The following is an 18,633-nucleotide window of genomic DNA, read 5'->3' as shown; positions in this document are numbered from 1 at the left end:
AAAACAGCACGGGCTACGGCCTGTGACTGAAAACTAACCAAGGAGGTTATCTATGTCATCCAAACTGAAACTGATCGGTCTTAGCTCTGCAGTCAGCGTCATTGCGTTGAGTGCGGCTGCACAAGATCCAGTCTCGTTGACCATTGTTTCCTGGGGCGGTGCATATACCGCAAGCCAACAGCGCGCGTATCATGAGCCCTTCATGGAAGCCAACCCACATGTCACCATCATCAATGATGACGGCTCTGCGAACGCGCTTGCAAGCTTGCGCGCACAGTCGCAGGCCGGAAATGTGACCTGGGATTTGGTCGACATGCTGCCATCCGACGCACAGCTTGCCTGTGACGAAGGCATCATTTTGCAGATCGACCATGACGAAATGCTGGCCGCTGCGCCTGATGGCACACCTGCAAGCGAAGACTTCCTGCCAGGGTCACTTGGCGAGTGCTTCATTCCACAGATCGTGTACTCGACCGTTCTGACATTCCGTCCGGGCGCGTTCCCGGATGATGCGCAGCCAAGCTCGATCGAGGATCTGTTCGACACCGAGAACTTCCCAGGCCGTCGTGCATTGCAGGACCGTCCGGGCACCAATCTGGAATGGGCGCTTTATGCTGACGGGGTAGACCCGGACGAGATCTATGAAGTGCTTGCAACACCAGAAGGTGTGGACCGCGCCTTTGCCAAGCTCGACACGATCAAAGACGACATCATCTTCTGGACAGAAGGCGCACAAGCGCCACAGCTGCTGGCCGATGGTGAAGTTGCGTTCGCAACTGGCTATAACGGCCGGATGTTCGACGCGATCGAAGTCGAAGGCATGGAAGCGGCCATTATCTGGGATGGTCAGGTCGTCGAATGGGACGGCTGGGTTGTGCCTGCGGATGGTCCGAATGAAGAGCTGGTGATGGAGTATCTGTACTTCGCCACAGATACACAGCGCCTTGCGGATCAGGCGAGCTATATCTCCTACGGTCCGGCGCGTGCCTCTTCGGCTGCACTGGTTGGCGAACATGCCGATCTGGGCATCGACATGAACGAGCATATGCCGACTGCGCCTGAAAACTACTTTGCGCCCATCGTGCTGGATAACGACTTCTGGGTCGATTACGGCGACGAGCTGCGCGAGCGGTTTGCAAACTGGATGCTTCAGTAATCTGAGCCATTCTATTCAGGGCGCGCTTCGGCGCGCCCTGAAAGCCTGAGCACAGGCAAGAATTTTGTGAACACATTCCTCTGCAAGGAGCGCAGACATGGCGATTCAGCATGCGACATCTGAAGAAGGTGCCATAGGCACGGCGACGGACAGTCGCGGCAGATTGGTGACTTCGGATGGCACGCCACTGCGTCGGGCACTTGAACGCGCCAACAGACGCCGGAAACTGACGGCACTCGCCTTGGTCGGACCACTGCTTGCCTTTATTCTTATCTTCTTCGCCTTCCCCATCGCTCAGATGATGTGGCGATCCGTCGACAACCCGCAGATCGTGAATGCGCTGCCTGAAACACTGAACGCGCTGGAAGAGTGGGACGGGCAAGGCATACCGGACGAGCCGGTCTTTGCCGCCCTGCATGCCGATATGGTTGCCGACCTTGATCGCCCGCGCCGTGAACAAAAGATTGGCCCGCTGGGTATTCGCCTGAACTATGAAATCAGTGCCGCACGCAGCGCGATTTCGCGTACTTCCCGCGCTGTTGCCGATTTTGATGCTCCGTATAAGGAAGCATTCACAGATGCGCACAGGCTTTGGGGCCAGCCAGAACTTTGGCGGATCATAAAACGCGAAGGCCGACCATTGACAGCGTCATATTATGTGGCCGCGCTGGACCGCGAATATGATGCTGAGGGAAATATCGTCAAACGGCCTGAAAACCGCCAGATTTATGTCTCGCTTTTTGGTCGCACTTTGGCGCTTAGCCTTGCGATTACCTTCATGACTTTCGTTTTGGGCTTTCCGATTGCGTACTATCTGTCGACGCTGCCCATGCGCTACGCCAATCTGCTGATGATTGCGGTATTGCTGCCATTCTGGACATCGCTGCTGGTGCGAACCTCGGCTTGGATCGTGCTGTTGCAACAACAAGGTGTCATCAACAATGCCTTGGTCGGCATGGGGTTCATAGGTGATGATGGGAGGTTCAGTTTGATATACAATCAGACTGGGACCATCATTGCGATGACGCATATCCTGCTGCCCTTCATGGTGTTACCGCTATACTCGGTAATGCGCACCATCCCGCCATCATATATGCGCGCGGCTAAAAGCCTTGGTGCACGACCTTGGACGGCATTCCGCCGCGTGTATTTCCCGCAAACATTGCCGGGGATCGGGGCAGGGGGTGTTCTGGTCTTCATCATCTCGATTGGCTATTACATCACGCCCGCGCTGGTCGGTGGTCAGTCTGGTCGCATGATCTCGAATGAAATCGCCCGCCACATCCAGCAATCGTTGAACTGGGGCCTTGCTGCTGCGCTTGGCAGTATGCTGCTGGTTGGTGTGTTGATCCTGTATTGGCTCTTTAACCGGCTTGTCGGCACTGACAGCCTGAAATTCGGGTAAGGGAGAACGCATATGTCCATGCCCGCCTATTACACCACCAAGGACAAGATCTGGCATTACACCTTTCGGGTGATCTGCTACTCGATCTTCTTCTTTCTGCTGGCGCCGATCCTGATCATGATCCCGCTGAGTTTCAACGCGCAGCCCTTCTTCACGTTCACACGTGAAATGCTGACCTTGAACCCGGACGGCTATTCCTTGCGCTGGTATCGTGACTTTCTAGGGTCCGAAAGCTGGATGCGGTCGATCCGCAATTCCTTCAGCATCGGGATCGCGGCGACACTCGTGTCCACAACGTTGGGGACATTGGCAGCGCTTGGGTTGTCACGTTCGGAAATGCCGGCCAAGGGGCTGATTATGGGCATTCTGATCTCGCCCATGATCGTGCCTCTGATCATTTCGGCGGCGGGGATGTTCTTCTTCTTCTCGTCGATCAACATCGCGCAGACGTATCTGGGGGTTGTGCTGGCGCACGCAGCACTTGGCACACCTTTTGTTGTCATCACGGTGACCGCGACGCTGGTCGGGTTCGATCAATCCCTGATCCGCGCTGCGGCCAATTTGGGTGCCTCGCCAACGCGGACCTTCTTCAAGATCACAATGCCACTGATCCTGCCCGGTGTCGTATCTGGTGCATTGTTCGCCTTCATCACTTCCTTTGACGAGATTGTGGTGGTTCTGTTTGTCGCCGGTGTGGAGCAACGGACGATCCCGCGCGAGATGTGGTCGGGTATCCGCGAAGATATCAGCCCGACAATTCTGGCGGTGGCCACAATTCTGGTGATGATCTCGATTGCACTTCTGACAGTGGTGGAATTGCTGCGTCGTCGTGGCGAGCGGTTGCGCGGCGTGACACCGCACTAAACCAGTCTGTCCCTGAATGAAAAAAGTGCCGGGCAAATCGCCCGGCACTTTTTTTGTCTGGCTGCCCTTGCCCAGTGGGGCAATGCTGCCGGGACCAGCCCGGCAGTGCCTTAGAGCAATGATTTGACTTTATCTGCGGTGGCCTGAGCCGTGATGCCAAAGTGCTTGTACAGTTCTGGCGCGGGCGCGGATGCCCCGAAATCATGCATCCCCACAAAACCCGACTTCTCGCGCCGTCCGCGTTCGCCGAACAGCCAGCGATCCCAGCCAAAGCGAATACCCGCCTCAATCGCAACGCGAACCGGCCCTGCGGGCAGAACCTTGCGGCGATAGGCCTCTGGCTGGTCCTCGAACAATTCCCAGCAGGGGAAGGATACAACCCGCGTGCCAATCCCCTCGGCCTCTAGTATCTCGCGCGCGTCCATTGCGATTTCGACTTCCGAGCCGGTCGCCATCAGGATTGCCTGACGCTTGCCTGTCGCTTCGGCCAGAACATAGGCGCCTTGCGCGGTCAGGTTCTTGACCTTGTGCTCAACGCGGTAGGTCGGCAGGTTCTGGCGCGTCAATGCCAGAACAGACGGGGTGCGCGCGCTTGTCAGGGCCAGTTCCCATGCCTCTGCCGTCTCGACCGTGTCGCAAGGGCGGAACACATGCGTGTTGGGTGTGGCGCGCAGCATGGCCAGATGCTCGACCGGCTGGTGGGTCGGGCCATCTTCGCCAAGCCCGATAGAATCGTGCGTCATGACATAGGTGACAGGAACGCCCATCAGCGCAGACAGACGCATTGCGCCGCGCGCATAATCGGTGAAACACAGGAATGTGCCGCCATAGGGCTTCAGCCCCCCATGCAGCGCCAAGCCGTTCATCGCCGCCGCCATCCCATGTTCGCGGATGCCGTAATAGACATAACGGCCCTTGCGATCTTCGGCAGTGAAGATCCCCAAGCTACTGGTTTTTGTGTTGTTGGAGCCGGTCAGGTCTGCTGAACCGCCAATCGTTTCGGGCATGACCTCATTCACGACTTCCAGCACCATTTCCGACGATTTGCGCGTGGCGACTTTGGGCGCGCTTTCCGAAATTTGCTTTTTCAGCGCGCGAATGGCGGCTTCCAGCTTTTTCGGGGCTTGCCCTGTCATGCGGCGGGTGAATTCAGCCTGCTTGGTGCCTGACAATTTGGCAAAGCGCTCTTCCCACTCGGCCCGAGCGACTGCACCGCGCGCACCAATCGCGCGCCATGTGCTGAGCACATCATCCGGAATCTCGAACGCACCATAAGGCCATCCATAGATTTCCTTGGTGACTGCAATCTCTGCATCCCCCAAAGGCGAGCCATGGGCACCGGATGTGTCGGATTTCTTGGGGCTGCCAAAACCGATGATCGTCTTGCAATCAATCAGTACGGGGCGGTCAGACCCTTTTGCCTCGGTCAGGGCGCGGTCGATATCGACCGGATCATGTCCATCACAGGCCAGAACCTTCCAGCCTGCTGCCGCAAAGCGCGCGCGCTGGTCGGTGCTGTCAGACAGGCTGACGCGGCCATCAATGGTGATGTCGTTATTGTCCCACATCACGATCAGGCGGCCCAGCCTCTGGTGGCCTGCAAGGCCGATTGCCTCGTGGCTGATGCCTTCCATCAGGCACCCGTCGCCCGCAATCACATAGGTGTAGTGATCGACGGTTTTCGGGCCGTATTCAGCGCGCAGCTTCTCTTCTGCCATGGCGAAGCCCACCGCGTTGGACAGGCCTTGACCCAGTGGGCCAGTGGTCGTTTCAACGCCAGTCACGTGGCCGTATTCCGGGTGCCCGGCTGTAATTGATCCCCATTGGCGGAAGTTCTTGATCTGATCGAGGGTCATGTCTTCGTAACCGGTCAGATACAGCAGCGCATAGACCAACATAGAGCCGTGTCCCGCCGACAGAATGAACCGGTCGCGGTCGGCCCAGTTCGGGGCAGAGGAGTCGAACTTCAAATGCCGCTCGAACAGCACGGTCGCCACATCTGCCATGCCCATGGGCATGCCGGGATGACCGGAATTTGCGGCTTGGACAGCGTCCATCGCAAGCGTGCGGATGGCTGTAGCTTTCTTCCAGTGGTCGGGGTGCGCGTCTCGCAGGGCAGCAATATCCACGTGGGGCGTTCCTTGTCTGGCCAATCTTCGCTGCGTCATAGCAGCCCCAGCCGCAAGTTCAAGCAAAGCGATGCGCAACTCGGTCCCAATTCATGACAGGTTGTTGGAAACTGTAGGTTTTGGCGTTAGTCTCTGACGACCTGCATCTTGTGTCGCTATATTGGTGATTCGGGGATACGGCTGGTCAAAAGAGCATTGAAGCAGAAAGCGACAAACGCATGAGCAATGTGTCAGACCTCGAGCGCCGTCTGGGTCGCGCGCTTGATCGGATCGCGAAAAGCGCCCAGAAACTGGACGCGGCGCCCTCCAAACCCGCAGACAATACTGAACTTGAAGAGCTGCGCCGCCAGTTGGAGGCAGAGCGCGCCAAGAATGCGCAACTCTCAGAGCGCGTGAATGCGGTGCGCCAGCGGCAGGAAGGGTCTTTTGCGACCCTTGAGCGCCGACTTGCGCGCATGACCGAGCAACTGGATCTGCAAAGTCTGGAAATGCTGCGGCTGAAGAAGGCCAATACCAAACTGATCGAAGCGAATCGCCAGTTGCGCGAAGGGTCCGAGGCGAAAGTGATCGAACCGAGCACGATCAACCGCTCGCTCTTGGCAGAGTTGGAAGCCCTGCGCGCAGAGCGCGCCGCCGAGATGGCCGAAATGGAAGACGTGCTTGGCGAATTGAAGCCGCTGATTTCGTCGGAGGACGCAAATGCCTGATCAGATTATCACCATCGGCCACAAAGAATTCACAGTCGCCTGTCAGCCGGGAGAGGAGCAATACCTCATCTCCGCCGCAGCAATGCTGGATACTGAAGCGCGCACGCTTCTGAACCAGATCGGCCGTGTTCCGGCTGAACGGATGTTGCTGATGGCAGGTTTGATGCTTGCGGATAAAACCGCCGAGGCAGATGACAAGCTGAGCGCGGCCCTTGCCGAGGTCGCATCGCTGCGCGACGAGATTTCGCGCTTGCACACACGGCCAGAGCCGCAGCCAAAACGGGTTGAGGTGCCGGTGATCCCTGCCGATGTGACGGATGCATTGACGGAACTGGCCGCACGCGCCGAAGCAGTGGCGGATGAGTTGGAAACCCGCGCCAGCACCTAATCTGTGACCGCCGCCAGCGCGTCGCGCAGGGCGGGGGCCAATTCCGGATGGTTGTAGATATCATTATGCCCCGCCTGAATGCGTGACAGATAGGCGATGGCGTGGTCAGATTCAGACAGCCCGGCCACAAGCGCTTCGGCGCGTTCAGGGAAAATAACCTCATCTTGCGCCGCCAGAACCAATGCAACGGGTGTGGCGGTGTTCCTGAGTGCATCGAGCGTGTTCATGTCATGTCGAAACAGCAACCTCACCGGTGCCCAAGGCAGGCTTTGGCGGGCAACTGCGCCAAGGCTGTCAAATGGGGTGACAAGCACTGCGCCGATGATAGGCCGCTCTGTGGCAAGATGCGCCGCAAGGGCGCTGCCGATGCTGAACCCGGTTGCGATGACACCATTTGGCGCGATGTCCGCGACATGATCGTGGATGGCCACGGCGTCGGTTTTCAACGCCTCCGCCGATGGTGAGCCTGTGCTGGGCGCATAGCCGCGAAAATGAAACGCGACAACAGGGTGGTCAGGCGCGATCCGATGGAGAAACAGCGCGACCGCATCGGCATTCCACGCATTGCCACCGAAGGCGAGGATCAAGGGCTTGGTCGGGTCTTGGCCGGGGATCAGGTTGCCGTGCAGGATGCTGCCATCGGGGCGCTCGATGCGCATAGATTCGGCAGATTGGGGCAAGTCTGGCGATGGTCCGACAAGGCTGCGCGGAAACAGGATCGCACCCTGCATGAAAGTGAATAACGCGATCAGAACAGCATAAAGCCCAACCGCCGCGAGAGATACTTTTAGAAATAACGACAAGGTCTTACCCTCGATTCTTCATTCTGGAACGCAATCAGCCCGCGGCATGTGTGGCTTGATGTCGATCAGCGGGGTGCCATCAATCGCGTCAATAGCATCAATGCGTATAACACCCAGATTCGTGTCGATTTCCAACACCTTCACAATGCCCATGCCAATCGGGTTAGGGCGTGCGGGGGATCGTAGGTTGAACGTACCGGTGCCATCGGTGCGGTGGCGCGGCGTCTGGCGGATCAGGTCGCGCGGTGCCTCGCTCATCCAATAGAGCAAGACCAGCGCATCGCCTGCTGCAACCCCTTCCAGCCCTGCGCGAAAGGCCGGTTCAAGGTGTAACACTGCGCATTGGCCTGTTTCGCGGGCCTGCCGCAGGTTTTTGGGGCAGTCTGCCAATGTCCACGGGCTTTCGATATGACCGATAAAGGTGACTTGCGCGTGAAATTCAAGTGCGCGGTCAAGCCGCTGCTCACCTGCGCGGGTATCGAACCGCCCTTTCACTTCTGGTCACTTTCAGTAAGCCCCTTAAAACCTTGTGCTACAACATATTTCTCAGAGCTGTCAGCGCGGCTGGCGGGTGGTTTGACATTCGCGACCTTGCGGAAATGGTGCTTCAAAAGGCGCTGCAATTCCGCCTCTGCGCCGCCAGCCAGAACCTTGGCCACGAAGGTGCCGTTCTCGTCAAGGACATCGAATGCGAAATAGGCCGCCGCTTCGCACAGCGACATGATGCGCAAGTGGTCGGTCTGCTTGTGCCCGGAGGAGGCCGCTGCCATGTCAGACAGCACGACATCGGCTTTTCCGCCCAGCCACTCCTTGACCTGTTCTTCGGCACCTTCATCCAGAAAATCCAGCACATGTGTTTCGGCACCTGCCAGCGTTTCTACATCTTGCAGGTCGACACCCAGGACCGAGCCGACACGTTTTCCCGCCTTCTCGCCCAATGCGTTCACACGCGTGACCGCGACTTGCAACCAGCCACCGGGCGCGCAGCCAAGGTCAACAACCCGTGCGCCGGGCACAAGGAAGCGGTATTTGTCGTCCAGCTCTACCAGCTTGTAGGCTGCGCGCCCGCGATACCCGTCGCGGCGTGCCGCAAGCACATAGGGGTCATTCAACTGCCGCTCCAGCCAGCGGGTGGAACTGAGCTTACGCCCGCGTGCAGTCTTGACCTTGACCTTCAGCTCTCGCTGGCCCCGACCTGATGTGTTCTTTATTTTCATGATCTTGCAAGCTTCTGTTAGGGTTTCAGGTCGAGCGCGCCATCGCTGCTCATCTGAGCAAACAGCAAACCTTCGCGCAAACCACGGTCTGCGACCGACATTCTGTCTGTGGGCCATACACGCATCAGCGCGGTCAGTATAGCGGCACCAGACATGATCTGCGTATGGCGTTCACGCCCGATGCGCGGATCTTGGCGACGACCAATCGGGCCAAGCGCCAGATATTCGCGGATCACGCTATCAACCTGATCGGAATTCATGACAAGCCCGTCAACCTTGTTGCGGTCATAGCGTTTCAGTCGCAGATAGGATGCTGCGACTGTCGTGATGGTGCCCGATGTACCGATGACCTGAAACGCCCGGTGCGGTGCGGCATCGCGGTAGGGCGTAAAGGCTTCGAGCTGTTCCTCGAAATACCAACTCATCAGCGCAAAGCGTGCGGCGTCATCGTCGACTTCGCGGAAATAATCCTTCAGCGTTGCCACACCCAGTGGAACGCTGATCCAGTCCACGACTTGCGGCCTGTCATCTTCCGGTGCGTTCATGAACTTGCCATGATGCATCGACATGATTGCGTTGCGCCGCCTTTCGGGGGCGACGCGCGACAGATCAATCCAGACCAGTTCGGTCGAGCCGCCGCCGATATCAATCACCAGCAACTGTTCCGTCTCTGGTGCGACGAGCGATGCGCAAGACACCACAGCAAGCCGCGCTTCTTCTTCGGCGGTGATGATATCCAGTTTAAGGCCGGTTTCCATCTGCGCGCGGCGGATGAAGTCAGGACTGTTACGCGCGCGGCGGCACGCTTCTGTTGCAACCAACCGCATCTTGCGGACATTGTGCTGGTCCAGTTTTGACCGGCAGATCCGCAAGGCCTGCAACGTGCGTTGCATCGGGCGATGCGATAGCATCCCCGAGGTTTTCAGCCCTGTTCCAAGTTCTACTGCCTTGGAAAAGCTGTCCACAACTTCAAAGTGCCCGCCCACTGGACGCGCAATTAGCATGCGGCAACTGTTGGTTCCCAGATCAAGAGCGGCATAGAGTTGCCCATCTGATCCAGGTCGGCGCGGGGCCTTTACCGATTTCGGGGCGGCACCCGCCGGGTGCGCGCCAATATCATTCGGGGAAGCGGCCACGCCTGTGGGACGCTCGGGCGTCATATCGCCCTCCAATTTCGAGTTGCTTTGAACGTAATCAACACCGCTGTCATAAGCAAGCTTTAGCGGGCGCTAAATTCCATCCCCTTGCTTTCAATCATAATGAAGTTGAAAAAAATGACGCGGGCGCGCTCTCGTCTTTTGGGGGCGGTCTGGGCTATGGATGTCGTCGTGATACAGGGGTATCTGGTCGGTTTTCGGACGGTCAGATATGCCCAAGCGCCCTAGTTGGGGCGTGTGACTATAGCAAAGGGTGGCAGATGGCGCAGCTTGTGATCGTGTATTGGCGGGATATTCCGGCGCAGGTGATTGTCGGCAAGGGGCGTCGGGCGCATAAAATTCAACTGAGCGAGCGGTTCGAGCAGGCGATTGACCGTTGCGCGATGAAGGTTGGCGCCAGAGATGCAGATGCTTATCTGGGGGAATGGCGCAAGGCTCCCCCGGTCGAGGTCGCTGGAAGCGACGAAGATGTCGCGAAAACCACGGCAGCGCAGCTGGAAGCGGAGTATGACGCAGACAAGCTGAAGGTTCTGATTGCCAATGATGGCTGGGCATGAGGGGCATTCGCGTGTGACCAGACCCCGGCTATTGGAGCGTATCATGTCGCTATTGAACTTCCGCCGTACCGCCCCGGCAAGCTTTCCGCAGAATGAACAGATCACGGCGCTGATGCAGGGCTTCTCGATCGAGGTGATGCCACGCACGGCAGATAAAATCCCTGATTTCCGCACGCTTCTGCCTGCCGGGACGCGGGTGTATATCGCCCATATCGAGGGCACGCCGATTGCCGACATGGTTGCAACCGCCGCACGCCTGCGCGCCCAAGGAATGGAGCCGATGCCCCATTTCCCCGCGCGCATTATTGCGGACCGCGCTGAACTGGCGGATTGGCTTGCGCGCTATCAGGGCGAGGCGGATATCCGCGAGGCGCTGATGCTGGGGGGCGGTGTCACGACACCAAAAGGGATATACGACAACTCTATGCAAATGCTGGAAACAGGGTTGTTCGACAATTTCCAAAGGCTGCATGTTGCGGGTCATCCCGAAGGCAACCGCGATATTGCGGCGGATGGCGGACATGACGTCATCCACAAGGCATTGCAGTGGAAGCAGGCATTTGCCCGCGAGAAGGGCATCGATATGGCGATTGTCACGCAATTCGCATTCGAGGCCAAACCGATCATCACTTGGGCACAAGGCTTGCGCGACCAAGGCATAGACCTGCCTGTGCATCTGGGGGTCGCGGGACCGGCGAAACTGCAAACGCTGATCAAATTCGCCATCGCCTGTGGGGTCGGCCCGTCGTTGAAAGTGCTTCAGAAGCGTGCCAAGGATGTCACGAAACTGCTGCTGCCGTTCGAGCCTACGGAACTGGTAACCGATCTTGCGGCCCATAAAGCTGCAAATCCTGATTTCGCTGTGGAACGCCTGCATTTCTTCCCGCTGGGCGGGATCAAGGCAAGCACAGACTGGACTATCGCCCATGGCGGCCCATCAAGCCGACCTGCGGTGCAACCTTAAGCTTCTGGAGAGATTATGACCCGCACTGTCCTTGAATCCGCGACCAAGACTGTCGTGATCGGCTTTGACGAGCCGTTTTGCGTCATTGGTGAACGCATCAACCCGACAGGCCGCAAGAAACTGGCCGCCGAGTTGGAAATGGACGATTTTTCGACGGTCGAGCGCGATGCGCTGGAACAGGTCGCGTGCGGTGCGATGGTGCTGGATATCAATTCAGGGGCCGTATTCTCGAACCGGATGGCCGCAGACCCGCGCTATGCTGACAACAACTTTGTCGAACCCCCGCTGATGCGCGCCTTATGTGAACGAGTGCAGGCGCTGGTTGACGTGCCGCTTTGCATCGACTCGTCGGTGCCCGACGCGCTGAAGGCCGGACTAGAGGCGTGCAATGGCCGCCCTTTGCTGAACTCGGTAACCGGTGAGGAAGAACGTCTGGAAGCAATCTTGCCGCTGGTCAAAAAGTACAATGTGCCGGTCGTTGCCATATCCAATGACGATACGGGCATTTCGGAAGACCCGGAAGTGCGCTTTGCGGTCGCCAAAAAGATTGTCGAGCGGGCTGCCGATTTTGGCATTCCCGCGCATGATATCGTCGTCGATCCGCTGGTTATGCCCATCGGTGCCATGTCTTCGGCGGGTCAGCAGGTCTTCGCGCTTGTGCGGCGCTTGCGCGAGGAGTTGGGCGTCAACACCACGTGTGGTGCGTCGAATATCAGCTTCGGCCTGCCAAATCGCCACGGCGTGAATGCAGCATTTTTGCCTATGGCGATTGGTGCGGGCATGACCAGTGCGATCATGAACCCTGTTCGCTCGGTCGAGATGGAGGCCATTCGCGCGGCCAATATGTTGATGAACCATGACCCGAATGGCGGGGCGTGGATTGGTCTGGCCAAGGTGCTGGACGCGATGAAAGAGGGGCTCACTTTCGCCGAAGCTTCGCGCGCAGCAATAGATGCAGGTGCGCGCACAGGCGGGCGACGCGGTGGCCGGCGCTCGCGCGGATAAGCCAGACGTCACATGGTAAATGCAGGGCGGGGGCGTATTGCCTTCGCCCTTTTCTTTGTCCTGACCGGCTGCGTCCCGCATAGAATAGAAAAAAGGGGGCATGTGCCCCCTTTGCTTTATTTGGATTTACCACCCATCAGAGCGTCAGACGTCACCCTGCGCTGGCAGCGGTTTTCTTGGCGTCGGTGTAAATGATAAGGGGGCTTGCGTCAGAGTTCACCGCTTCTTCATTCACCACGACTTCGCTGACATTCTCCAGACCCGGCAGGTCGAACATGGTGTCCAGCAAAATGTCTTCCATGATCGAGCGCAGCCCGCGTGCACCTGTCTTGCGCGCGATGGCGCGCTTTGCAATCGCACGCAATGCTTCATCTGTGAAAGTCAGGTCAGCGCCTTCGATATCAAACAGCTTCTGATACTGCCGCACCAGCGCATTTTTTGGCTGCGTCAGGATGGTTACAAGCGCGTCTTCATCCAGATCCATCAGGGTCGCTACAACAGGCAAGCGCCCCACAAATTCAGGGATCAGGCCGAATTTCAACAGGTCTTCCGGCTCTAGTTGCTGCAACGACTCGCCAATCGTCTTCATGCTCTCGTCTTTAACATCCGCACCGAAGCCGATTGCCGACCCTTTGCCGCGCATGTTGATGATCCGGTCCAGCCCGGCGAAAGCCCCGCCACAGATGAACAGGATATTTGTCGTGTCAACTTGCAGAAATTCTTGCTGGGGGTGCTTGCGACCGCCTTGTGGCGGCACGCTGGCGACTGTGCCTTCCATCAGCTTCAGCAGGGCTTGCTGCACCCCTTCGCCCGACACATCGCGTGTAATCGAAGGGTTGTCGGATTTACGGGTAATTTTATCGACCTCGTCAATATAGACGATGCCGCGCTGTGCGCGTTCGACATTGTATTCGGACGATTGCAGCAGTTTGAGGATGATATTCTCGACATCCTCCCCGACATAGCCCGCTTCGGTCAGCGTGGTGGCGTCTGCCATTGTGAACGGCACATCAAGGATGCGCGCCAGTGTCTGTGCCAGCAATGTCTTACCGCAACCGGTAGGACCGATCAGCAGGATATTCGATTTCGACAGTTCCACTTCGCCGGATTTTCCAGAGTGGTTCAGCCGCTTGTAGTGGTTGTGCACAGCAACCGACAACACGCGTTTGGCCTGCATCTGCCCGATCACGTAATCATCAAGCACATCACAAATCTCTAGGGGTGTCGGAACCCCGTCGGTTGATTTCAGGCTGCCGGATTTCGTTTCTTCTCGGATGATATCCATGCACAGTTCAACGCATTCGTCGCAGATGAATACCGTTGGACCTGCAATCAGCTTGCGCACCTCATGCTGGCTTTTGCCGCAAAAGGAGCAGTAAAGCGTGTTCTTGCTGTCTGAATCGGATGTCGGCATCTCAAACCTCTGTGGTCTTTACTGCGGCAGGCATATCCAAATTGGGCGGATGACGGCCTTATTTCATTCAGGGTAGGTCAGACCGGAAGCAGGGACAATGCAAAACTGCACCACAGTCAACATTTCCCCCTTCAGTCAGCCCTTATTTTCTTAACTGGTGCTCGTTTCAGCGCGTGATGTCACAATATCGTCAATAAGGCCCCAGTCCTTGGCCAGTTCGGCAGTCATGAAATTGTCACGCTCCAACGCGTCTTCGACTTTTTTCAGTGTCTGGCCAGTGTGTTTTACGTAAATCTTGTTCAGGCGCTCTTTCAATTCCAGTATCTCGCGGGCATGGATCGAGATATCCGTGGCTTGCCCCTGAAAGCCCCCTGAGGGCTGGTGCACCATGATCCGCGAATTGGGCAGCGAGAAGCGCATGCCTTTTTCACCGGCGCACAACAACAGCGACCCCATCGACGCCGCTTGCCCGACAACCAGCGTCGAGACCTTGGGCTTGATGTATTGCATCGTGTCATAAATCGACAGCCCGCTTGTCACCACGCCACCGGGCGAGTTGATATACATCGAGATTTCTTTGGACGGATTGTCCGCTTCAAGGTGCAGCAACTGCGCCACGATCAGGCTGGCCATTCCATCATGCACAGGGCCGGTTACAAAGATGATCCGCTCCTTCAGCAGGCGCGAAAAAATGTCATAGGCCCGCTCGCCACGACTGGTCTGTTCGACCACCATTGGCACAAGGTTCATATATGTATCGATCGGATCTTTCATCTGCCTGCCTTCGGTTCCTGACCAGTCTGGTCTGTTGATATCTTAAATCTCTTGATGGAATCTTAGTGCTACGATTTGGGGGCCGCAAGGGGCGGGCGGGAATTTGTCTCAGGCGTCGCGTGTCAGGGCCTTGCCCAGCCGCGGCAGTTTCGCGCGTTTCAGAAGCGGGCGCACCGGCTGTGACCGGCCCGATGCCGCTTCAGTCGCGTGTTGTGCGTCTTGCACGGCCGCTGTCACAATTTCGGGGGTGTGCAGCCACCGCTCCATCAGAAAATCGTCAGGGCTTTGCGCACGCGCGCCCTCAGTGGCCAGCATACGGGTCGGAAAGTCCTTCAGGTTCAGCGTGACGAGTCTGTCGGCCTGCGCAGCAATGGCGGTTGCCAGCACATGCGCATCGGCGGGGTCAGGCAGCCACAGGCGTTGCTCGATCTCAGGGTCGGCAGGTATTTCGGCCTGCGGCCACTGGCTGCGCAGGCGCGCAATCTCACCGCTTGCGACAAGCGCGCCCGCGTCGCCCAGTCTGGCTGCGGCGCGTTGCCATTCGCCCAGTATGCGCGTGGACCAAAGCGGCTGGAACCCGCCGCGGGCCGCCACACCAATCAGGATTTCACGCAGGACGCTGGGGTACAGCACGCAGGCATCCAGCACGACCTTCATGAGTTCAGGCGAAAGTACACTGCCTTGAGATATCCGCTTTCGGCCAGTTGCGGCAGTTGTGGATGGTCCGGCCCGGCAGAGCCGGTATGGATCAGTTGCGCCTTGCGCCCGGCCCGCCCGATCCCGCGCGCGGACGCATTGCGAAACGCGCTCAGGTCCGCCGCATGCGAACATGAACACAAGCCCAGATACCCGCCGGGTGCCACCAGTGGCGCTGCGAGTTTGGCCACCCGTTCATAGGCCCGCAATCCCGCATCAAGGGCTTGCTTGTTGGGGGCAAAGGCAGGCGGGTCGCACACGACCAGATCGAATTGCGCGTTTTCTGCCGCCAGCGCTTCCATCACGGCAAAGGCATCGCCCTGACGTGTTTCAAACTGCGCCGCCATGTCAGAGGCCTGCGCCCCGCGCGTCGCCAATTCCAGCGCCGGGACAGAGCTGTCCACCGCCAACGCGCTTTGCGCGCCTGCGCCCAATGCAGCGAGCGAGAAGCCCCCCACATGGCTGAATACATCCAGCACACGCGCCCCTTTTGCCAGCGTTGCCGCAAAGGCATGGTTGGGGCGCTGGTCGAAAAACAGGCCAGTCTTTTGCCCGCCCAAAAGGTCGGCCATATACGTCGCGCCGTTCATCAGCACAGGCATCGGTCCGTCAAGCGTGCCGCGCAGCACCTCGGTTTCTTCGGTCAACCCTTCCAGCACGCGCGAGCGACCAGCCCCGTTCTTGACGATACACTCAACCCCCGTCACTGCTTGCAGGGCGTCTGCAATCAGCGTGATATGCGCCTCGGCCCATGCTGCGTTGGGTTGAATGACCGCGGCCGGACCAAACCGGTCAATAACAACGCCGGGCAAGCCATCGGCCTCGGCGTGGATCAGGCGGTAATATGGGGTCTCATACAGGCGGGCGCGGTGGTCCAGCGCGATGCGCAGTTTGGCACTGATCCAGTCGGCGTCAATCACGGCATCGACATTGCGATCCATCATGCGCCCGATGATCTTTGACGCGGGGTTGACGGTGACCAGCCCCAGCGCGCGGCGCTCTGAATCCTCAAGCACGGCGAAGCTGCCAGCGGTCAGGGCACGGGTACGCCTGTCGGTCACGACCTCATCAGCAAAAACCCAAGGGAAGCCGTGGCGAATGGCGCGGGCCTCAGCCTTGGGTTTCAGGCGAATCGTGGGGTAATCGGTCATGATGGCATTCCTTGGCGGCTTTGCCTGATGCCATATGCCAGTCATCAGGGTTTGGAAACCCTTAGCGCTTGCGCGATCAGCCGCGTGCGGCTGTCCCGGCGGTGTTGGTGAACAGGCGCGCAATCTTCTGGCCAAGCGCGGAGACGCTATGGGCAATGAACTCTGCGCGCATCTGCCGGGCGGCATTCTCGATTTGCAGGGTATCAACGACGAGCGGGTCTGTCTTTGACAGGTCAAACATAGGAGTTTTCTTTCGGTTTTTTCTTCTGCCGCTTAAATAGGCGCTGCGGTGCAGCATGGCTATGTCCATTTCCGAAGGCCCGACATGCGATTTCTGCATGGCTCTTGAGCGATTGAATTGTTAGCGCTAACTGGCTATATGAGGCCCAAGCGAATATCTCATCTTGCTCGATGGAGTAGCCAGACATGCCGATGAACCCCAGAATCGAAGCCGTCACCCAGCGAATCCGCGCGCGGTCTTTGCCCCGGCGCACGGCGTATCTTGACCGCATGCGCGCAGCCGCCGACGCAGGGCCCGTGCGCGCGCATCTCAGTTGTGGCAATCAGGCGCATGCCTATGCCGCGATGGAGGAAGACAAATCCGCGCTAGCCGAAGGGCGCGCGCCCAATTTGGGGATTGTCACAGCCTATAACGACATGCTGTCCGCCCATCAGCCCTTCGAGCAGTATCCGGATATCATCCGCCGCGCCGCCCGCGCCGCAGGCGGCACAGCACAGGTCGCAGGCGGTGTGCCTGCGATGTGCGACGGGGTTACTCAGGGCCAGCCGGGTATGGAATTGTCGCTGTTCTCGCGCGATGTGATTGCATTGTCGGCGGGGGTGGCAATGTCGCATAATTGCTTTGATGCTGCCGTATGGCTGGGGGTCTGTGACAAGATCGTGCCGGGGCTGATTATTGCGGCGGCAACATTCGGTCATGTGCCCTCGGTGTTCATTCCGGCAGGGCCTATGACCAGTGGGCTGCCCAATGACGAGAAATCGAAAGTGCGCCAGCAATTTGCACAAGGCGAGATCGGGCGCGATGATCTGATGAAAGCCGAGATGGCCAGCTATCATGGCCCCGGCACCTGCACCTTTTACGGCACCGCCAATACCAACCAGATGCTGATGGAATTCATGGGCCTGCATCTGCCCGGCGCAAGTTTCGTCAATCCCGGCACACCGCTGCGCGAAGCGCTGACGGTCGCCGCGACCGAGCGCGCGCTGGCGATCACAGCACTTGGCAATGACTACCGCCCCGCAGGGCAGGTGCTGGATGAACGCGCCTTTGTGAATGGGATTGTCGGGCTCATGGCGACAGGCGGGTCCACAAATCTGGTGCTGCATCTGCCTGCGATGGCACGCGCCGCCGGTATTGAACTGGCACTGGAAGATTTCGCCGAGATATCCGAGGCCGTGCCGCTGATGGCCAAGGTTTATCCCAATGGTCTGGCCGATGTGAACCATTTTCACGCCGCAGGCGGGCTGGGCTATATGATCGGCGAATTGCTGGACGCAGGCCTGTTGCATGACGATGTCTGCACCATCGCGGGCGACGGGCTGAAGCGCTATGCACAGGAGCCCAAATTGCGCGATGGCGCGCTGGTCTGGGAAGACGGGGCAGGTGAGACATTGAACGACCGCATCCTGCGCTCGGCCGCATCTGCCTTTCAGCCATCAGGTGGGTTGAAGCAACTTGACGGCAATCTGGGCCAAGGGGTGATCAAGGTCTCTGCCGTCGATCCGTCGCGCCATGTGATCGAGGCGCGCGCCCGCATCTTCCACGATCAGCTTTCGGTCAAAACGGCGTTTCAGGCAGGCGAATTTACCGAGGATACAATTGTTGTGGTGCGGTTTCAGGGGCCCGCCGCAAATGGTATGCCCGAATTGCATTCGCTGACCCCGATCCTCGCCGTGCTGCAAGATCGTGGGCTGAAAGTGGCGCTTGTGACGGATGGGCGCATGTCGGGCGCCAGCGGCAAGGTGCCCGCCGCGATACATGTCGCGCCAGAGGCCGCCAAGGGCGGGCCCTTGGCGCGCCTGCAAGACGGCGACCTTGTGCGGCTGGATGCCGCTTCCGGGCGGCTGGATGTGCTGGAAGCGGATTTCGACACGCGCACGCCCGTGCACGCCGATCTGTCCAACAACGAGTTTGGCATTGGCCGCGAATTATTCGCAGCCTTCCGCGCCCATGTTGGCGATTCTACCGAAGGGGCAGGCGTCGTCGTCTGAGTAAAGCACAGCCC

Annotated in this window: 19 protein-coding genes; 9 read left to right on the top strand and 10 right to left on the bottom strand. The window is 58.6% G+C overall.

Annotated features, from left to right (window positions below; all coding sequences use genetic code 11):
- The first annotated feature begins 52 nt into the window (after positions 1-52).
- The 3 genes from BD293_RS09885 to BD293_RS09875 all read left to right on the top strand — a co-directional run bounded on the left by BD293_RS09885 (position 53) and on the right by BD293_RS09875 (position 3,425).
- Positions 53-1,156, top strand: coding sequence for an ABC transporter substrate-binding protein (locus tag BD293_RS09885; protein ID WP_142081299.1), 1,104 nt, complete (start codon positions 53-55; stop codon positions 1,154-1,156).
- A gap of 97 nt (positions 1,157-1,253) precedes the next feature.
- Positions 1,254-2,561 (top strand): ABC transporter permease, encoded by a 1,308-nt coding sequence (locus BD293_RS09880; RefSeq protein ID WP_142081297.1) that lies wholly within the window; start codon positions 1,254-1,256, stop codon positions 2,559-2,561.
- A 12-nt stretch (positions 2,562-2,573) separates the two neighbouring features.
- Positions 2,574-3,425, top strand: coding sequence for an ABC transporter permease (locus tag BD293_RS09875; protein ID WP_142081295.1), 852 nt, complete (start codon positions 2,574-2,576; stop codon positions 3,423-3,425).
- Positions 3,426-3,535: 110 nt separating this feature from the next.
- Here BD293_RS09875 and tkt read toward each other — a convergent pair whose 3' ends face one another.
- Positions 3,536-5,554, bottom strand: a complete 2,019-nt coding sequence (tkt, locus tag BD293_RS09870) for a transketolase (protein ID WP_142081293.1) — start codon at positions 5,552-5,554, stop codon at positions 3,536-3,538.
- 218 nt (positions 5,555-5,772) lie between these two features.
- On the opposite strand from tkt, the gene BD293_RS09865 reads away from it, so the two are divergent.
- Both BD293_RS09865 and BD293_RS09860 read left to right on the top strand, forming a co-directional pair.
- Positions 5,773-6,261 carry a hypothetical protein gene (locus BD293_RS09865; protein ID WP_142081291.1) on the top strand — a complete coding sequence of 163 codons (489 nt, stop codon included), beginning with the start codon at positions 5,773-5,775 and terminating at the stop codon, positions 6,259-6,261.
- A complete protein-coding gene (locus BD293_RS09860) occupies positions 6,254-6,649 on the top strand; it encodes a cell division protein ZapA (protein ID WP_142081289.1) in 396 nt (131 codons plus the stop codon). The genes BD293_RS09865 and BD293_RS09860 overlap by 8 nt, the downstream gene beginning before the upstream one ends.
- Here the strand turns inward: BD293_RS09860 and BD293_RS09855 are convergent.
- The 4 genes from BD293_RS09855 to BD293_RS09840 are packed head-to-tail and all read right to left on the bottom strand — an operon-like array spanning position 6,646 to position 9,829.
- Positions 6,646-7,452: an alpha/beta hydrolase gene (locus BD293_RS09855; RefSeq protein ID WP_142081287.1), complete on the bottom strand. Its 807-nt coding sequence runs from the start codon at positions 7,450-7,452 to the stop codon at positions 6,646-6,648. The genes BD293_RS09860 and BD293_RS09855 overlap by 4 nt on opposite strands.
- Positions 7,453-7,470: 18 nt before the next feature.
- Complete coding sequence (gene tsaA / locus BD293_RS09850) at positions 7,471-7,947, bottom strand: tRNA (N6-threonylcarbamoyladenosine(37)-N6)-methyltransferase TrmO (RefSeq protein ID WP_142081286.1); 477 nt, start codon at positions 7,945-7,947, stop codon at positions 7,471-7,473.
- On the bottom strand, positions 7,944-8,669 hold the full coding sequence (locus BD293_RS09845) for an RlmE family RNA methyltransferase (RefSeq protein ID WP_142081284.1): 726 nt from the start codon (positions 8,667-8,669) through the stop codon (positions 7,944-7,946). Before BD293_RS09845 ends, tsaA begins: the two co-directional genes overlap by 4 nt.
- 17 nt (positions 8,670-8,686) lie before the next feature.
- Positions 8,687-9,829, bottom strand: coding sequence for a Ppx/GppA phosphatase family protein (locus BD293_RS09840; protein WP_142081282.1), 1,143 nt, complete (start codon positions 9,827-9,829; stop codon positions 8,687-8,689).
- Between the two features lie 257 nt (positions 9,830-10,086).
- On the opposite strand from BD293_RS09840, the gene BD293_RS09835 reads away from it, so the two are divergent.
- From BD293_RS09835 to BD293_RS09825, 3 genes are read left to right on the top strand one after another with little or no spacing between them, the layout of a single operon-like run.
- The gene (locus BD293_RS09835) at positions 10,087-10,383 is read left to right on the top strand and encodes a virulence factor (RefSeq protein WP_142081280.1); all 297 of its coding nucleotides are present in this window, start codon (positions 10,087-10,089) and stop codon (positions 10,381-10,383) included.
- A gap of 43 nt (positions 10,384-10,426) precedes the next feature.
- Positions 10,427-11,347, top strand: a complete 921-nt coding sequence (locus BD293_RS09830) for a methylenetetrahydrofolate reductase (RefSeq protein WP_142081279.1) — start codon at positions 10,427-10,429, stop codon at positions 11,345-11,347.
- A 15-nt stretch (positions 11,348-11,362) separates the two neighbouring features.
- Positions 11,363-12,352 (top strand): methyltetrahydrofolate cobalamin methyltransferase, encoded by a 990-nt coding sequence (locus BD293_RS09825; RefSeq protein ID WP_142081277.1) that lies wholly within the window; start codon positions 11,363-11,365, stop codon positions 12,350-12,352.
- A 151-nt stretch (positions 12,353-12,503) separates the two neighbouring features.
- On the opposite strand, the gene clpX is transcribed toward BD293_RS09825, so the two are convergent.
- The 5 genes from clpX to BD293_RS22680 form a co-directional block, all read right to left on the bottom strand.
- Complete coding sequence (gene clpX / locus BD293_RS09820; RefSeq protein WP_142081275.1) at positions 12,504-13,766, bottom strand: ATP-dependent Clp protease ATP-binding subunit ClpX; 1,263 nt, start codon at positions 13,764-13,766, stop codon at positions 12,504-12,506.
- A 150-nt stretch (positions 13,767-13,916) separates the two neighbouring features.
- On the bottom strand, positions 13,917-14,540 hold the full coding sequence (locus BD293_RS09815) for an ATP-dependent Clp protease proteolytic subunit (protein ID WP_142081272.1): 624 nt from the start codon (positions 14,538-14,540) through the stop codon (positions 13,917-13,919).
- Between the two features lie 108 nt (positions 14,541-14,648).
- Complete coding sequence (locus tag BD293_RS09810; RefSeq protein WP_142081270.1) at positions 14,649-15,197, bottom strand: RSP_2648 family PIN domain-containing protein; 549 nt, start codon at positions 15,195-15,197, stop codon at positions 14,649-14,651.
- Positions 15,194-16,387 carry an RSP_2647 family RNA methyltransferase gene (locus tag BD293_RS09805; protein WP_142081268.1) on the bottom strand — a complete coding sequence of 398 codons (1,194 nt, stop codon included), beginning with the start codon at positions 16,385-16,387 and terminating at the stop codon, positions 15,194-15,196. Before BD293_RS09805 ends, BD293_RS09810 begins: the two co-directional genes overlap by 4 nt.
- Before the next feature lie 76 nt (positions 16,388-16,463).
- Positions 16,464-16,628: an RSP_7527 family protein gene (locus tag BD293_RS22680; protein WP_170207099.1), complete on the bottom strand. Its 165-nt coding sequence runs from the start codon at positions 16,626-16,628 to the stop codon at positions 16,464-16,466.
- A gap of 185 nt (positions 16,629-16,813) precedes the next feature.
- On the opposite strand from BD293_RS22680, the gene edd reads away from it, so the two are divergent.
- Positions 16,814-18,619: a phosphogluconate dehydratase gene (edd, locus tag BD293_RS09800; RefSeq protein ID WP_142081266.1), complete on the top strand. Its 1,806-nt coding sequence runs from the start codon at positions 16,814-16,816 to the stop codon at positions 18,617-18,619.
- Positions 18,620-18,633 lie beyond the last annotated feature (14 nt).

The sequence above is a fragment of the Roseinatronobacter monicus genome (genome assembly GCF_006716865.1).
Classification (GTDB): domain Bacteria; phylum Pseudomonadota; class Alphaproteobacteria; order Rhodobacterales; family Rhodobacteraceae; genus Roseinatronobacter; species Roseinatronobacter monicus.
The sequence above is the reverse complement of the archived record's forward strand: the minus strand, read 5'-3'. Positions and strand labels throughout refer to the sequence as shown.

Excerpts from the sequence above, each read along its gene's own strand:
- BD293_RS09880 (WP_142081297.1), top strand. The coding sequence starts at position 1,254 with ATGGCGATTCAGCATGCGACATCTGAAGAAGGTGCCATAGGCACGGCG.
- BD293_RS09885 (WP_142081299.1), top strand. The coding sequence starts at position 53 with ATGTCATCCAAACTGAAACTGATCGGTCTTAGCTCTGCAGTCAGCGTC.
- BD293_RS09825 (WP_142081277.1), top strand. The coding sequence starts at position 11,363 with ATGACCCGCACTGTCCTTGAATCCGCGACCAAGACTGTCGTGATCGGC.
- BD293_RS09810 (WP_142081270.1), bottom strand. The coding sequence starts at position 15,197 with ATGAAGGTCGTGCTGGATGCCTGCGTGCTGTACCCCAGCGTCCTGCGT.
- edd (WP_142081266.1), top strand. The coding sequence starts at position 16,814 with ATGCCGATGAACCCCAGAATCGAAGCCGTCACCCAGCGAATCCGCGCG.
- BD293_RS09805 (WP_142081268.1), bottom strand. The coding sequence starts at position 16,387 with ATGACCGATTACCCCACGATTCGCCTGAAACCCAAGGCTGAGGCCCGC.
- BD293_RS09840 (WP_142081282.1), bottom strand. The coding sequence starts at position 9,829 with ATGACGCCCGAGCGTCCCACAGGCGTGGCCGCTTCCCCGAATGATATT.
- BD293_RS09815 (WP_142081272.1), bottom strand. The coding sequence starts at position 14,540 with ATGAAAGATCCGATCGATACATATATGAACCTTGTGCCAATGGTGGTC.
- BD293_RS09860 (WP_142081289.1), top strand. The coding sequence starts at position 6,254 with ATGCCTGATCAGATTATCACCATCGGCCACAAAGAATTCACAGTCGCC.
- clpX (WP_142081275.1), bottom strand. The coding sequence starts at position 13,766 with ATGCCGACATCCGATTCAGACAGCAAGAACACGCTTTACTGCTCCTTT.
- BD293_RS09845 (WP_142081284.1), bottom strand. The coding sequence starts at position 8,669 with ATGAAAATAAAGAACACATCAGGTCGGGGCCAGCGAGAGCTGAAGGTC.
- BD293_RS22680 (WP_170207099.1), bottom strand. The coding sequence starts at position 16,628 with ATGTTTGACCTGTCAAAGACAGACCCGCTCGTCGTTGATACCCTGCAA.
- BD293_RS09835 (WP_142081280.1), top strand. The coding sequence starts at position 10,087 with ATGGCGCAGCTTGTGATCGTGTATTGGCGGGATATTCCGGCGCAGGTG.
- BD293_RS09830 (WP_142081279.1), top strand. The coding sequence starts at position 10,427 with ATGTCGCTATTGAACTTCCGCCGTACCGCCCCGGCAAGCTTTCCGCAG.
- BD293_RS09875 (WP_142081295.1), top strand. The coding sequence starts at position 2,574 with ATGTCCATGCCCGCCTATTACACCACCAAGGACAAGATCTGGCATTAC.
- BD293_RS09865 (WP_142081291.1), top strand. The coding sequence starts at position 5,773 with ATGAGCAATGTGTCAGACCTCGAGCGCCGTCTGGGTCGCGCGCTTGAT.